9 protein-coding genes are annotated in these 14,262 nt (G+C 64.9%); 3 read left to right on the top strand and 6 right to left on the bottom strand.

The annotated features are described in order from the left end of the window. The first annotated feature begins 117 nt into the window (after positions 1-117). Together ASU23_RS23830 and mshC are read left to right on the top strand one after the other, a co-directional pair. Positions 118-2,208 (top strand): MMPL family transporter, encoded by a 2,091-nt coding sequence (locus ASU23_RS23830; protein WP_225320402.1) that lies wholly within the window; start codon positions 118-120, stop codon positions 2,206-2,208. 10 nt (positions 2,209-2,218) lie between these two features. Further along, positions 2,219-3,460, top strand: a complete 1,242-nt coding sequence (gene mshC / locus ASU23_RS23825; RefSeq protein WP_058038814.1) for a cysteine--1-D-myo-inosityl 2-amino-2-deoxy-alpha-D-glucopyranoside ligase — start codon at positions 2,219-2,221, stop codon at positions 3,458-3,460. 57 nt (positions 3,461-3,517) lie between these two features. Here mshC and ASU23_RS23820 read toward each other — a convergent pair whose 3' ends face one another. The 6 genes from ASU23_RS23820 to ASU23_RS23795 form a co-directional block, all read right to left on the bottom strand. Next, on the bottom strand, positions 3,518-7,693 hold the full coding sequence (locus tag ASU23_RS23820) for a TIGR02680 family protein (protein WP_058038813.1): 4,176 nt from the start codon (positions 7,691-7,693) through the stop codon (positions 3,518-3,520). Beyond that, positions 7,690-9,132, bottom strand: a complete 1,443-nt coding sequence (locus tag ASU23_RS23815; protein ID WP_007733762.1) for a TIGR02678 family protein — start codon at positions 9,130-9,132, stop codon at positions 7,690-7,692. The genes ASU23_RS23820 and ASU23_RS23815 overlap by 4 nt, the downstream gene beginning before the upstream one ends. Continuing rightward, positions 9,129-10,634 carry a TIGR02677 family protein gene (locus ASU23_RS23810; RefSeq protein ID WP_058038812.1) on the bottom strand — a complete coding sequence of 502 codons (1,506 nt, stop codon included), beginning with the start codon at positions 10,632-10,634 and terminating at the stop codon, positions 9,129-9,131. Before ASU23_RS23810 ends, ASU23_RS23815 begins: the two co-directional genes overlap by 4 nt. Positions 10,635-10,667: 33 nt before the next feature. After that, a complete protein-coding gene (locus ASU23_RS23805) occupies positions 10,668-11,753 on the bottom strand; it encodes a hypothetical protein (RefSeq protein ID WP_058038811.1) in 1,086 nt (361 codons plus the stop codon). A 146-nt stretch (positions 11,754-11,899) separates the two neighbouring features. Beyond that, positions 11,900-13,015, bottom strand: a complete 1,116-nt coding sequence (locus ASU23_RS23800; RefSeq protein ID WP_172827087.1) for an MFS transporter — start codon at positions 13,013-13,015, stop codon at positions 11,900-11,902. A gap of 41 nt (positions 13,016-13,056) precedes the next feature. After that, positions 13,057-13,911, bottom strand: coding sequence for a PAC2 family protein (locus ASU23_RS23795; RefSeq protein ID WP_223257810.1), 855 nt, complete (start codon positions 13,909-13,911; stop codon positions 13,057-13,059). A 168-nt stretch (positions 13,912-14,079) separates the two neighbouring features. On the opposite strand from ASU23_RS23795, the gene ASU23_RS34315 reads away from it, so the two are divergent. Further along, positions 14,080-14,262, top strand: a 183-nt coding sequence (locus ASU23_RS34315) for a homocysteine S-methyltransferase family protein (RefSeq protein WP_058038809.1), incomplete at its 3' end; no start/stop codon positions are given.

The following is a 14,262-nucleotide window of genomic DNA, read 5'->3' as shown; positions in this document are numbered from 1 at the left end:
TCCGTTTGCAATTACTCAGCATGCTGAACAAAATAGTCGGCAAGTCCTCTGCTGCCGATCCCTGGAGACCCAGTGAGCACACCAGTACAAAATCGTCCTGTTCGTCGCCTTCGATGGATTGTGCCAGCTCTCCTCGTGATCGGCTGGCTGGCAATCGGAGGATTCGGCGGTCCGTTCGCCGGAAAGCTCAGCACGGTGCAGCAGAACGACAACACGTCGTTCCTGCCCGCGTCGGCCGAAGCGACCGAGGTGGCAAAGCTTCAAGAGAGCTTCACGGACACGCGCTTCGTGCCGGCCATCATCGTGGCGGAACGACCGGGTGGCCTCGAGCCCGCCGACTCCACCTTCCTTTCCCAGACCGTCGATTCGTTTGTCGGTACCGAAGGATTCGGCGACGCCTCATCGCCGCCGATCCCGTCGGCCGACGGCCAGGCACTCCAGATGTTCCTGCCGGTCGACAGCACCCTCGAAGTCAAGGACAGCGTGAAAGCGCTGCGCGCGGCGCTGGAGTCGAGCCCTGACGGACTGACAGTCAAGGTCACCGGCCCCGCTGGGCAGGTTGCGGATCTGTCGGCAGCATTCGCCGGTATCGACGGATTGCTGTTGTTGGTAGCCGGATCCGTCGTGATCGTGATCCTGATCATCGTTTACCGAAGCCCGATCCTGCCGTTCGTGGTGATCTTCTCGGCGATCTTCGCACTCGGATTGTCGAGCTTGCTCGTGTATCTGCTCGCGGACGCGGACGTCATCGCACTGAACGGTCAGAGCCAGGGCATCCTGTTCATCCTGGTGTTCGGTGCCGCCACCGACTACGCGCTACTGCTGGTCTCTCGCTACCGGGAAGAATTGCGGATCGAGAAGGACAAGTACGCAGCAATGCGCACTGCGTGGCGCGCGACGCTCGAACCTGTCGCAGCGTCTGCAGGAACGGTCATCGCGGGCGTTCTGTGCCTGTTGCTCTCCGACCTGAACTCGAACCGCGGACTCGGTCCGGTGGCCGCCATCGGTATCGCCGCGTCCTTCCTCGCATCGATGACCTTCCTACCTGCTGTCCTGGTTCTGTTCGGGAGGACGGCGTACTGGCCGACCAAGCCGAAGTTCGATGCCGACCGCGAGCACCACGACGAGGCGAACGATCACCGGTTCTGGGCCGGGCTCGCTGCTCGAATCGGTAGGCATCCGCGCCGCTTCTGGGTGGCGTCGACGCTGGTGCTGGTGATCTTCGCGATGATGATGCCGCAGTTCAAAGCCAGCGGTGTCTCGTCGTCCGACATCTTCTTGCTCGATGTCGATTCGGTTGCAGGCCAGGAGATTCTCGGCGAGCACTTCGACGCGGGTTCGGGTTCACCGGCCGTGGTCATCGCGAATGCAGACCAAGTGGATGCCGTTGCGGCAGCCAGTCGCGTGGAGGGTGTCAGCGACGTAAGCGTCGTGCAGAACGGGGGAGCCCCACTGGTTGTCGACGGGCGAGTCTCCCTGCAGGCGACGTTGACTGACGCTGCCGACTCGCTCGAGGCCGAAGACACCATCGTGCGACTGCGTGATGCAGTTCACTCAGTGGAGGGCGCCGACGCATTGGTCGGTGGCGTCACTGCGACCGACCTCGACACGAAGACCACCTCGACACGGGACCGGACACTCATCATTCCCGTGGTGATCATCGTGGTGTTCGTGATTCTCTCGCTCTTGCTGCGTTCGCTTCTCGCACCGCTGCTTCTCATGGGCACCGTTGTGCTCTCGTTTGCTGCGACACTGGGCATTTCGTCGCTGGTGTTCGACCACATCTTCGGTTTCCCCGGCGCGGATCCGGTGGTCCCGCTCTTTGCGTTCGTGTTCCTCGTGGCTCTGGGAATCGACTACAACATCTTCCTCATGACGAGGGTGCGTGAGGAAGCGCTGAAGATCGGCACCAGGGCGGGCGCTCTGCGGGGACTCACGGTGACCGGCGGGGTGATCACATCTGCCGGAGTTGTTCTGGCAGCAACCTTCTCGGCGTTGGCGGTGATCCCGCTGTTGTTCCTCGCCCAGATCGCGTTCATCGTGGCGTTCGGTGTCCTGCTCGACGCTCTGATCGTCCGATCCTTGCTGGTCCCGGCCTTGACCTACGACATCGGTCAGAAGATCTGGTGGCCGAGCAAGCTCGCGTCGACGCCCGAACCAGAGCAGGATCAGCCAGCACCTTCCCAGCCTCAGAGCAGTCTCCACTAGGCTCGGCAGCATGCAGTCTTGGTCCGATACCGCACTCCCGTCCGTTCCCGGTCAGGGGCCGCCGTTGCGGCTGTACGACACAGCCGACCGTCAGGTTCGCCCCGTCACCCCGGGCGAGAAGGCGACGATGTACGTCTGCGGCATCACCCCGTACGACGCCACCCACCTCGGCCACGCGGCCACGTACCTCACGTTCGACCTCGTGAACCGCATCTGGCGCGACGCCGGACACGATGTCCACTACGTCCAGAACGTGACCGACGTGGACGACCCGCTGTTCGAGCGAGCCAATCGCGACGGCGAGGACTGGATCGTCCTCGGCATGCGTGAGACGGCACTCTTCCGCGAGGACATGGAAGCGCTGCGTGTGCTTCCGCCGAAGGACTACATCGGCGCCGTCGAATCGGTGAACGAAGTAGTCGAGTTGGTGGAGAAGTTCGTGGCGTCCGGCGCCGCGTACATCGTCGACGACGCGGAGTTCCCCGACGTCTACTTCCGTGCCGACGCGACCGAGCAGTTCGGCTACGAGTCGGGCTACGACCGCGCGACGATGGAGAAGTTCTTTGCCGAACGCGGCGGAGATCCCGATCGCGTCGGAAAGCGCAATCCGCTCGACGCACTTGTCTGGCGTGCGGAGCGTCCGGGCGAGCCCTCGTGGCCCTCACCCTTCGGGCCGGGGCGCCCCGGCTGGCACATCGAATGCGCGGCCATTGCACTCAACCGCATCGGCTCCGGCTTCGACGTCCAGGGCGGTGGCAGCGATCTGATCTTCCCGCACCACGAGTTCTCGGCCGCGCATGCCGAATCGGCAACGGGTGATCGCCGTTTCGCGCGGCACTACGTGCACACCGGCATGATCGGTCTCGACGGCGAGAAGATGTCGAAGAGTCGCGGAAACCTGGTCTTCGTTTCCAAGCTGCGCGGTGAGGGGGTGGACCCAGCGGCAATCCGTCTCGGACTGCTGTCCGGCCACTACCGCCAGGATCGCGCGTGGACTGATCAGGTCCTCGCGGATGCTCAGTCGCGCCTGAAGGTGTGGCGCGAGGCCGCGGCTCTCGGTTCTGCGCCGGCAGCCACTGACACTGTTGCGCGTTTGCGTCAGCACCTGGCCGACGATCTCGACACCCCGAAGGCGCTCGACGCGCTCGACGGTTGGGCCCGCCGCGCCATCGAGGGCGGCGGATCCGACACGCAGGCACCCGGCGAGTTCGCCGATGCCGTCGACGCCCTACTGGGTATTTCGCTTCGCTGAACCCCTGCTGTGCGCCTTTATAAACCGCCCGCGGTTAATAAAGGCGCACAGCAGTTTCTAGGCGTAGTCCAACGCACCTTCGGCGGGTGTCGGCACCCGGCGCCGTAGCGGCGAGCCCAATGCCCTCGCCAGATCCGTTCCGTCGTGCTCGGCGAGCAGCTCACCGTTCGACCAGACCAGCAGCGCGGCGCTGACAGCCTGTTCGGCCGTGGAGTGCGCGAGGTCGTAGTGCGCACAGCCGGGGACGTCTGCGTACGTGATCCACAGGTCGTAGCCGGTCATGAAGAGGTCCAGGTCGAACTGAACGCTCAAGCCGAGAAGCTCGCTGCGACCGTTGTCGTCGACACCGGCGAAGGCCTCGTCGAGTGCCAGCAGACGCGGGGCGTGCGGGTCGGCCGAGTCCAACATGACGTGCGCCGCGGCGAACAAAGGAAGGTGCAGCGAGACGGACTGCTCGCCACCGGACAGCGCGCTGTGCCGCGCGACGGTAAGACGGTCTTCCTTGCCCTCACCGCTGATGAGGGTGAACGAGAACACGCGCCATTGACGGTAGTCGAGCGCCGAGGACAGAATCTCCGGGTACGAGCGTTCGGGGTGCGCCGCGCGGGCGGTACGGATCTGCGTCGCGAAATGTGCTCGCAGAGTTGCCAGTTCATCGACGCCGAGGGCCGACGCGTCTCGATCCAGCAGCTTGGAGATCGCCCGCGAGCTGTCGTCGAGGTTGTCGGCGAGCACCCAGTGAACGCCGATGGTATTACCTGAGGACATCCGACGCTCACGCATCTCGGTGCCCATCTGTGCGATCAACTCGCGTGCGTCGACCGTGCGCTCGTGGATCTGCTGAGCCAATCCCGTCAACAGGGCATCTTCGAGAATGCGACGCTCGGATTCGGTGAGCAACTGCTCCTGATCGCCGCGAGCGTCGTGGATCCGCGTTGCGAACTCGCCGATCGACGAATAGCCCTGATCGTCCTGGACTCGTACGACGGTCAGCCCATCCGGTGCATCCCACTGCAGACGGTAGTCCTGTCCGGCTGCTGCGAGTTGCGCGTCGAAGTCCTGCAGCGCCGAGGTCAGTGCCGTGCGGGTTGCCTTTCGGGCGCCGTCGGTGACTCGGACTGCCGAGGTCGCAGCCTCGAGCGCTCGGTACAACTTGTCGACGTCTTCGGGGAGGACGGGCGGGTGGGCTGCGTCCTCGCTGCGATCTTCGTTCTGGATGCGGTAGACCAACTGATCGGGGCTCATCCACGCCGCTGAACTTGCCGGCCAGCTCAGATGTTCCTTGACGCCCAACAACTCGAGAAGGTCCGGGCGCGCGTAGGGTGCGAGTCGCTCTGCATCACTGCGGGTTTCGGTCAGGGTGTGACGCAAAGTCTCCACGGCGGTGTTGTACGCACCCTCCGCCGTGCCGATCTGGAGGACGGCGGCGTCGTACGCCTTTCGCGCCGCACGCTGTTCGACCTTGCATTCTTCGATCTTCGCGCGGGCTTTTGCCAGGTCCAGGTCGATCTGCTCGGCGCTGGCACCGAGGGTGTCGCGCAGCGTCTCGAGACGCTGCACCTGCTGGAGCAGACTCTCCTCGGCGATGGCGGCTTCCTCGGCGAATTCCTCCGCATTGGCGCGTGATTCGTCGAGACGGTCGCGAGACTCGCGTTCGAGTTCGACTTCCTTGGCATGCTCCCGTCGGCAGCGCAGCGCCAGTTCGCCCTGCTTCTCGAAATGACGGATCGCCGCCGCGAGGGAGTCGAGTTCACGGCCGATATGCGGCGTCCGGTGCTGCGACGCCGTCGCTCGGAGTTGCTTTTCCTTCGCCGCGAGATCAGCGATCGCCGCATCGAGTTCGCGTTGTGCCGTTTCCGTGGCCTCCGAGCGAGTACGGAGTGCGCCGGCGGATTCGGTGACCGTCTTGATTGCGCGCAGGATCGAACCTGTCTTCGGCAATTCCTTTGCCGCAGAGTTGATCCGGCTCAGTTGCTCGTTGGTCTGCGCCACCAGTGCCTTGGCCGTATCGACTGCCGCGGCAAGTTCTTCCAGAGCCGCGTCGATCTCGGTGATCCGAGCCTCGCGTCGACGCGCCCGTGCTGTGGTGCCGATGTACTCGGCGTCGGCCTTGACGTGCCGGCCACGCGCGACGCCCTGCCAGAAGCGGCCGTCGACGCCGATCGCGACGCTTGCGTCGGAGTCGCCCGGCGCCTCGACGAGACTGATCGACGCGAGAATGTCCTGTACCCGAGCGTCGGGTACGTCGGCATTGCCTTCGACCTCGAGGACGTCGGCCAGCGTTCGTCCCTTCGGACGCTGCTTGACGGGCAGAGCCGTCAGGAACTGCTCGCTGACGTGCTCGGGAATCTTCTCGTCCGGGCAGACCCAGCCGTCGAGCAGATTTGCCGCCTGGAGTGCGGATTCGATTCCCGTGGCCACGTCTGGTTCGACGGAATCGGCGAAGCGCACCAACTGCCACAGCGGTGCACCACCCAGTTCACTGCGGTTGTCGGAGCGTGCGTGGAAGGCAGGCGGAGCGTCGTCGTGTTCCGCGGAGACGGCCTTGCGCTCGGATTTGAGAGCCGCGATGGAGGCGTGTGATGCAGATATTTCAGCTTCGGCCTCACGTCGACGCTCGCGCAGCGTCTCGGTGCCGGCCTCGGTGTGCTCGGCGAGAACTGCGGACAGCGCCGGAGCGTCTTCGTCGCCGACCTCGGCGAGCGCCGCGTCGAGAGCTTCGAACAGCGACGTGTCGGCGCCGACAGCCGAAAACAGGGAGGAGTGATCGGTCCACCACGCGCGCAGCCCGCTGGCGCACTGACTGCGTGCGAGTTCCACGGCAGCTTCGCCCTCGAGTACCGCGGCCTTGGACGCTTCGAGCAGCTCTTGTCCACGGCGAGAGCTGTTTTCGGCCCGGGTTCGTTCGGTCGCCGCCTTCTCGACGGTCGCCAGTGCGGTGCGGACGACGCGTACGTCACCGTCACGCTCCTCGGCATGGCCACGGACGGCTGCCGTGATCTGGTCACTGCGTGAGCCGTCGGGCAGGGGAGTCCAGACGATGCCGGCGTCCTCGGCTGCTGCCTGAAGTTCGTCCTCGGCGCGCGAGAGTGCTTCGGCCGCACGCTTGACCGACGATGCAGCCTTGTCGGCTTCGTCGCCGCGTTGAGCGAGTGCGGCCTGCGCTTTCCGGGACTTGTCTGCCTGCTGCTCGGTCGAGAGCTTGAGCGTCGCGACGGCCTGGGCGAGGTCGTCGAGTTGCTGTTTGCCTTCGTACGCGCTCGAGCGTTGCAGTGCTTCGACATTGGCGCGCGCGTTCTCGAGTGCCTGCTCGGCCTGGTTGAAGCGCTCCTCGGCTGCTGCCCGCGCCTCACGGCTGCGGGTCTGGGCGAGCGACGACTCGTCCATGGCGGCAACACCTCTGGTGACCGCTGCGAGGCGGGTGCTGACCTGTTCGATCTCTCCGCGAGACTGCTGACGCAGGTACTTGGTGTAGACCCCGATGAAACTCTGGGCTGCCTGATCGGCGGCCGCGAGCCCCTCGAGCGCGCGGCCGACTTCCTCCATGTCGCTGAACGAACGCGCAGCTTCGAGGACCAACTGATCGTCGAGTGGACGGAGACCGTCGGTGAGTGCCTGCGAAAGGCCCTTCGGGTCGAGGTTCTTCGCGAGCTGGGGGCGGCGAAGCGTGAGAATGAGATTGATCAGCTGGTCGTAGCGCTGCACACCGAGACCGAACATTCGCGCGTCGATGGCTGTGCGGTAGTCGAGGGGACGGTCGGTGATGGAATCGCTGCCGAGTTGTTCGGCCAACTGCTTCTTGGTGAGAGGACGATCGTCGTTGCCGATCAGCGAGAAGTCGACTCCGACGCGGCCGTCGGCGACGAAGTACCAGCGGGTGACCTTGTCGTTGGTGCGGGTTGCGCGCATGCCGATGCCCACGGTCACCGACTCGGGATCTTCGAGGGAGCCGCGGCAGAACTCCATCCACACGTAGGAGTGCGCGCTGTCCTGACCGCGGTAGAGCAGGTTGGACTTCATCGTGCGCTCTTCACCGGCGAACGGGTTGAGGCGCCGCGGTTCGATGCGGCCGTCGAAGACGAACGGGAACAGGACCTCGAGGGCCTTGGTCTTGCCGGATCCGTTGGGTCCCCGCAGAACCAGTCGACCGTCGGCGAACGAGAACTCTTGGTCTCGGTAATCCCAGAGGTTGATGATTCCAGCCCGAGTAGGTCGGAAGCGGGCGTTGCTCATACGTTCTCTACCTCTGATAGTTCGCCGTTGGGGGAAGGTTCGGGGCCGAATTCGTCGACCGGATCCGGTGCGGAGTTGTCCACCGCGAAGTCGATCTGAGGATCGCGTTCGCGCACGGAGACCACGACGTCGCGGTACCGGGCAAGGACGGGCAACACCAGTACGCCGCCGTCGACCGCATGCGTCAGGCGCAGACGTTGCAGCAACCCGAGCGCCTGCTTGCGCAGCCCGTTGTGATCGGCCTGCCACTGCGCCGCGAAAGTTCGCCCGAACTGGTCCACCAACTCGGTGACCTTGTCAGCGAGCCAGTCGTCGTCGATTTTCGGGTACGTGACGGGTGGCGGTGGCTCGGCCGGTTCGCCGGCGGGCAGCACGAAGTCGTCGTCCTCGTCGGCGAGGTCCTCGAAGATCCCGGCCTCGGGGATGGCGGCATCGAGTTGTTCGATCAGGTGATCGTCCGACACGTGCGGGATCGGAAGTTTCGGCAGTTCAGGAGCGTCGACGTCGAGTACGCGGTCGGCAATCTCGCCGGCCAGGAGAAGTGCCACCTGAGCGATCGTTCCGGTGCTCGGGAAGCGGACGTCGGAGAGGCGACCGGTGGGATCGATCATCGCGATTCCCTCGGCGCGGCGCTCGGCCACCAACCCCGTCAGTAGTTCGACTTCCGACGCGGTCTTGGGCTGCGCCAACGCGATCAATTCGTGCTGATCGAGTTCACCGGCCAGTACGACCGGGCGCTCGACGAGTGCCCGACGTACTCGGCGTCCGATCTCTTTCGCGTCCACGGGAATTCCGTCGTCCTCGGAGGCGCTCGAGGTCTCGGCGGCCAGGAGTCCGCGGATGGAGTGAAGGTGCTGCAGGGCGCGCGGTGGACGGAACAGCGCTACGACGACGGAACGGTCGATGTCGTAGAGCGCTTCTCCCGCTTCGGGATTGGACGCCCAGCCGTTTGCGTCACCGTCGGCGAGGGCGATGGCGCCTCTGACTCCGAGCCAGCCCACTGCGTCGACGAAGGCGTCGCGGTCGGACGCACGATCGGTGGAGAGTTCGACGCCGTCGACTTGTGCAGCATCGGCCGCGACGTGATCGGCCAACTCCGACAACGTGATCTGGTTTCCGGCGCGGCCCAACGCGGCCAGGCACAATGCCAGGTAGGCGTAACGCGTGCGATCGAAGGTTCGCTCGGAGGAAGTTCGGGCCGGTGCCGACGGGTTGAGTCGATCCGACACCGTGAACAGGCGCGCGGTGGTCTCCGTCACCTCGAGGCGGTAGCCGAACAGTTCGAGTAGGTCGTCACGCAGCTCGGTGGCCCACCGGCGCAAGAGCGGCAACGCAATTCGATCCGGGTACGTCGAGGTGATCAGGTGGTTGGACAGGATCACTCGCGCCGCGCGTTGATACGAGTCGAGGGCAAGGGGCGTGATCTCGCGAGCTCTCATCGAACACTGACCTCGATCCCGTCGAGGTGCATACGCCCGCGGGCGGTCTTGATGGTGGTCGAACCGTCCGAGGGACTGAGCGTCAGCTTCACCCCGTTCTCACTACCGGTGGAGCTCTTGACGCGTCCCACCACCGGAACGCGCGCGGTCAGTGCTGCATTGAGCAGACTCAGCAAAACTTCGGTCTCCTGCTCGTTGAGTTCACGCTGATAGACGCCGTTCGACGCGAGTGATTGCGCCGCGGCACTGCGCGTACGTTGCGCCGCCAACTGCTCTTCGCGCAGGCGGCGGATGCTGCCGTCGTTGCGGGCGACTTTGCTCGGCAAGCCGGGTGAGGGCGGGCGACCGGTTTCGGCGAGTGTTCGCGCGATCTCGACCGGCGGTGCCTCCCACCACGAGCGTGAGTGCGAAATGATGTCGGCGTCCGGATGCACCATCGAGAGATGGCGTGGACGACCGAGGTCGAACACTGCCTGGAACAGAGCATGAGCTGCGTCTTCGGACGGCGTGGCGGCGAACCAGCCGGCGAGGTGCCGGAGCTGGCTCTCACGGCTGACGCCGCCGCGACGGGTTTCCGTGACGCGGCGAAGGAGCGCCAGAACCGCGGCGATCGCGCTCATCGTGCCCTCACGTAGACGCTCGGACTCGCTGATCCCCGATTCCGCGGAGACGAACCAGGCGGTCAATCCTCGCCAACGCGCAGCCCAGTCGTCCTCGCGTTCGGAGATCGGGACGAACACCCGTTCGTCACTGGCGGCGGCGAGGCGGATCATGCGATCGACCCCGGTGGATTCGACGTGCTCGATCGCTTCCTTGAGCTTGGGGGCGTAGCGCGCCAGATCGGAGCTGAACTCCCGCATGTGCGTGAGCAGAGCGTCCTTGTGCGTGAGGAAAGCCTGCGGAGTGATCTCCGTGGTCCGTACGAGGTCCCCGAGGGTCAGATAGAAGTGCGCGGCTCGATCAGCCATGTCGGAGAGTGTCGAGTCGAGGCGCTTGAGCTTGCGGAAGATCAGATCGCCGTCGGAGCTTCGGTTGGCCTCGGCGAGTTCGGACATGTCTGCGAGCAGGTCCGGCAAAGCGAGACGCGAGAGCGACGCCGAGTCCAGGCGTGCGGCGAGAACGTCTTCGACTGATCGATAGACCTGGTATCCGGCCTGACCGAACTGGTAGACGAAGTGGCGATTGCGGTACTCGGCCAGCGTGGCCGCGCGGGTGCCGTCGTAGCTGCGCTCGAGGATCTCCCACACGTGGAGCTGATCCAACAGGGGAGTGACCTCTGCTGCCGACAGATCGGCCGCCGGATCCGATCCACCGATCTTCTCGAGGATTTGCGCGACGGCTCCGGCATGCAGCAGGACGGTGTAGTTGGCGCGAGCATGGTCGAAGGCACGAAGTACCCAGAGGTACTCGGCCCGTTTTTCCGCGATCGTGAACGAAAACAGCTTCAGTCGATTGGTGTCGGCGTACGCGGCGTAATCGGGCGCACTCGTTTCTTCCACCATGACAGGGTAGGCGAGAGACGCCCCCTCTTTTTCCTACGGGCGATCCGTAGCAGGGGATGCGGCGCGTCGCCACTGCGATTCGTTCTCGATCATCCATGTGAGCAGGTGCTCGGCCGCCGCCTCGTCGGAGTCCGGGCCGACCAGCAGATCGGCGAACGCTTGGCTGGGGGCGACGATGCGGATGCCGTCGCGGGTGAGCAATCGGTCGAAGGCAGACGGTGAGAGGGGAGCGGTGATCCACACGTCACCGCCGGATTCCACCCGCCGTAGTCCGAGAGCGTCGGCGAACTGATCGACGTTGTCGGCATGGAAGTGGGCACGTCGAGTGGGCGCGTACCGAGCAAAGGGTGCGGCGGCCACCGAGGCGGTACCGGCGTAGATGTGACCGCTGAGCTGACGCAGTTGATCGAAGAGTGCTTCCAACCCGTCCGGCGCGTGAAAGCCGTGAGGCGTCGGCGCTTTGGCCCCGGCCTCAGCCGCCCATTCACGAAGCATCTTCGGCCAGCGGACGTCACCGATCCCACCGCGGGGGAGCCTGGTCACCAGTTCACGATCCGACAGTGTCTGAACCACCCGATAGGTTGCTCCCGTCGACGCACCGGCCAGGCGCACCAAGGCAGTGATCGCCAGTGGCGCCGCGAAATCGGCAAGCGCACGCACGACGCGAGCTGACGGATCACCCGTCAGCTGTCCGGAAGGACGTCCGGGCCCCCGCCACGGATCGGCGTCGGCTCCGCGTCCACGCACCCAGACGGCGGGTCGATCAGCGGTCAACGACACGTTGCCCGTGGCGTCTGCGTACGAAATCGCGCGGGAATCGAGCTGCCGGCGAACCGGCTCGGACAGATATTTTGCGCACACGAAGCCGGGTTGACCGGTGGGGAAGCGATCGGCGATACCGGGAACGTCGCTGCTCAGGACACCGTGAGCGGCGTACACGCCGAATTTGGCCACCGAGCCGTCAGGGGAGCGGAGGTCGAGTCGGAGTGGCGCCTCGGACAGGTCGGGGGAGCGCTGCGTCGACAAAGACCAGGTAGGAGGCAAATTTTCTTCGATGACGGCAACCGATCGCCGAAAAATGTCGATCGGCCGTTCCGGTTCCGACTCAGAATCGCTCATGTTCCAATGGTATCAATATCTGTCGACGACGGAAACACAAGATTTTCCGAATAACGTTCGGCCTGACAGCCTCGCGACAACGGTGGTCGCTTTCGCCGAGAAACTCACTACCTACACAACTTCAAATTCGAAATTGCCGAGACCGATCAGCGTTGCTTCGGCATGATCAGGGGAGCGACGACGGCGAGCAGTAGTGCGGGGATCAGGAAGCTCGCGGCAGGCGAAGAGTCGTAAATCGGTGTCAGGGACAGGGGAGCAAGAGCGGCGCCGCCGAAGCGCATCGCTTGGACGACGGACACGGCGCCGCCACGGTTCGGCCCCGCGGATCCGAGGACCGCCGCGTTGACGCCGACCAGCACGAACTGGCTCGCGACGCCTGCGACAAACCATGCGATCGCGATCACCGGCACCAAGCCGGCAAGGCCGACTACGGAGACCAGAACTGCTCCGCCCAGGGCGCCGATCATCACGGAGGAGCGTGCGCCGATGCGATCGATGAGGATTCCGATGCGCCGGGCCGAGAGGATGCCGGCCACGCCGAAGACGGTGAGCAGTAGGCCGCGGACGGTGGGGGACAGCCCGAACTCGTCTTCGAAGCGGAAGGCGAGCAGGAAGCTCAGTCCACCGAGGGCGCCCCAGCCGAGCAATGCAGCGATACCGATGCGGAGCACTTCGGGGCGTAATGCATCGCGGAGACGGGCGGGAGTGGTCGCTGCCGGTGCTTCGGACTTCGGAAGTCCGACGGCTCCCAGAATGCCCGCGACCACTGCGATGACGAGAAAGGCCAGACGCCAGTCGAATTCGGCCGCCAGTCCGCCGATCAACGGAGCCGACGACTGCCCTGCGGCCTGGAAAGCGCCGAAGGCTCCGAGGGCTCGACCCAGCCGTGCCTGCGGTGTTGCGGCCGCCAACGAGGCAAGCAGTAGCGGCGTGGTGAATGCGTTCGCGGAGCCCTGCAGTACCCGGGCGGCAAGGAAGATCTCGAGTGTCGGGGCGAGGAAGCATGCCAACGACGCGAGGACGTAGACGCCGTAAGCGATGCGCACCGTCCGAACCTTGCCCCACCGCGTCCCGAGTGTCCCCGACACCAACATCAGAGCGGCGAAGGGGAGCAGGTACGCGGTGAGGGAAGAGGCGGCCGCCGACGGACCGACCCCTAGATCGTCACCGATCTCGGGAAGGATCGAAGCAACCACGCCGCCGCCGAACGGGCCGAGGAACCCGCCGGCGTACAGCGCGATCAGCTGAAGCCGGAGGCGCAGTGGGCGCTGTGTACTTCCGCCTTCTTCTGGAGTGTTCTTGCTCACAGTCCGAAGCTGCCGGGGCCTCGCCGTCTGAGGTAGCGCTCGAATTCCGCGGCGATGGCATCGCCGTCGATCTTGGAGATTGCTTCGCTGATGTCGGTTTCGGCGTCTCCCCGTTCTTCCAGGGTGCGCACGTATTCGCCGATTTCCTCGTCGTCCGCGGTCATTTCGTTGACCGCTTCCTCCCAATCCTCCGACTGAGCCGGGAGCTCCCCGAGTGGGACCTCGATGTCGAGAACATCCTCGACTCGTTGAAGGAGGGCCACTGTGGCCTTCGGGTTGGGTGGCTGCGAGACGTAGTGCGGAACCGCCGCCCAGAACGAAATAGCGGGTACACCAGCACGAACGCACTCGTCCTGAAGAACCCCGGTGATGCCCGTCGGGCCTTCGTACCGCGTCTGTTCCAGGTTGAATCGGGCGGCGGATTCACTGCTGTAGGCCGTGCCCGTCACCGGGACCGGTCGGGTGTGCGGAGTATCGGCGAGCAGGGCGCCGAGGATGACGACCGTCTTGACGTTCAGTTGGTCGATCAGCTCGAGCAGATCCTCGCAGAAACTGCGCCACCGCATGTTGGGCTCGATCCCGCGAAGCAGGACGATGTCGCTCTCGCTGCCAGGAGGCGAACAGACCGACAAACGTGTTGCCGGCCAAACGATTTCGCGAGTGACACCGTCGACCTGCCGGACTGTGGGGCGGTTGACCTGATAGTCGTAGTAGTCCTCTGAATCGAGTTCGGCGAGCGGCTGGGCATCCCAGATCAGCTCGAGATGTTCGACCGCACCGCTGGCTGCGTCACCGGCGTCGTTCCAGCCCTCGAAAGCTGCAACGAGGATGGGATCACGTAGGACAGGGATGTCGCCCTCGAGGCGGTCGCTGCTGTCGACGGCAAAGCCGTCAGGGCTCTCGAAGGCCGCGGAATCATCGAAATCGACCGGGCCGTCGGGAGTGACGGGGAACTCACTTGGACTCACCCACCCAGCCTACGGCCAGAGCTTGTCGGTGCGCCCACTACTCTGGACGGCATGTCTGCCCCATTTAACTCTGCCCTGCTTGATGCGCTGAAACAGCGCGTTGTCATCGGCGACGGAGCGATGGGCACCATGTTGCAGGCCGCGGACCTCACCCTGGACGACTTCCTCGGCCTCGAGGGGTGCAATGAGATCCTCAACGACACCCGTCCCGACGTGCTCAAAGACATCCACCGC

The sequence above is a fragment of the Rhodococcus sp. KB6 genome (genome assembly GCF_001445685.1).
Taxonomy (GTDB): domain Bacteria; phylum Actinomycetota; class Actinomycetes; order Mycobacteriales; family Mycobacteriaceae; genus Rhodococcus_F; species Rhodococcus_F qingshengii.
This window is presented reverse-complemented; position numbering and strand designations above follow the sequence as displayed.

What these genes read in the sequence shown, in the direction of transcription:
- ASU23_RS23805 (WP_058038811.1), bottom strand. Translation starts at nt 11,753, where the DNA reads ATGAGCGATTCTGAGTCGGAACCGGAACGGCCGATCGACATTTTTCGG.
- mshC (WP_058038814.1), top strand. Translation starts at nt 2,219, where the DNA reads ATGCAGTCTTGGTCCGATACCGCACTCCCGTCCGTTCCCGGTCAGGGG.
- ASU23_RS23815 (WP_007733762.1), bottom strand. Translation starts at nt 9,132, where the DNA reads ATGAGAGCTCGCGAGATCACGCCCCTTGCCCTCGACTCGTATCAACGC.
- ASU23_RS23820 (WP_058038813.1), bottom strand. Translation starts at nt 7,693, where the DNA reads ATGAGCAACGCCCGCTTCCGACCTACTCGGGCTGGAATCATCAACCTC.
- ASU23_RS23810 (WP_058038812.1), bottom strand. Translation starts at nt 10,634, where the DNA reads ATGGTGGAAGAAACGAGTGCGCCCGATTACGCCGCGTACGCCGACACC.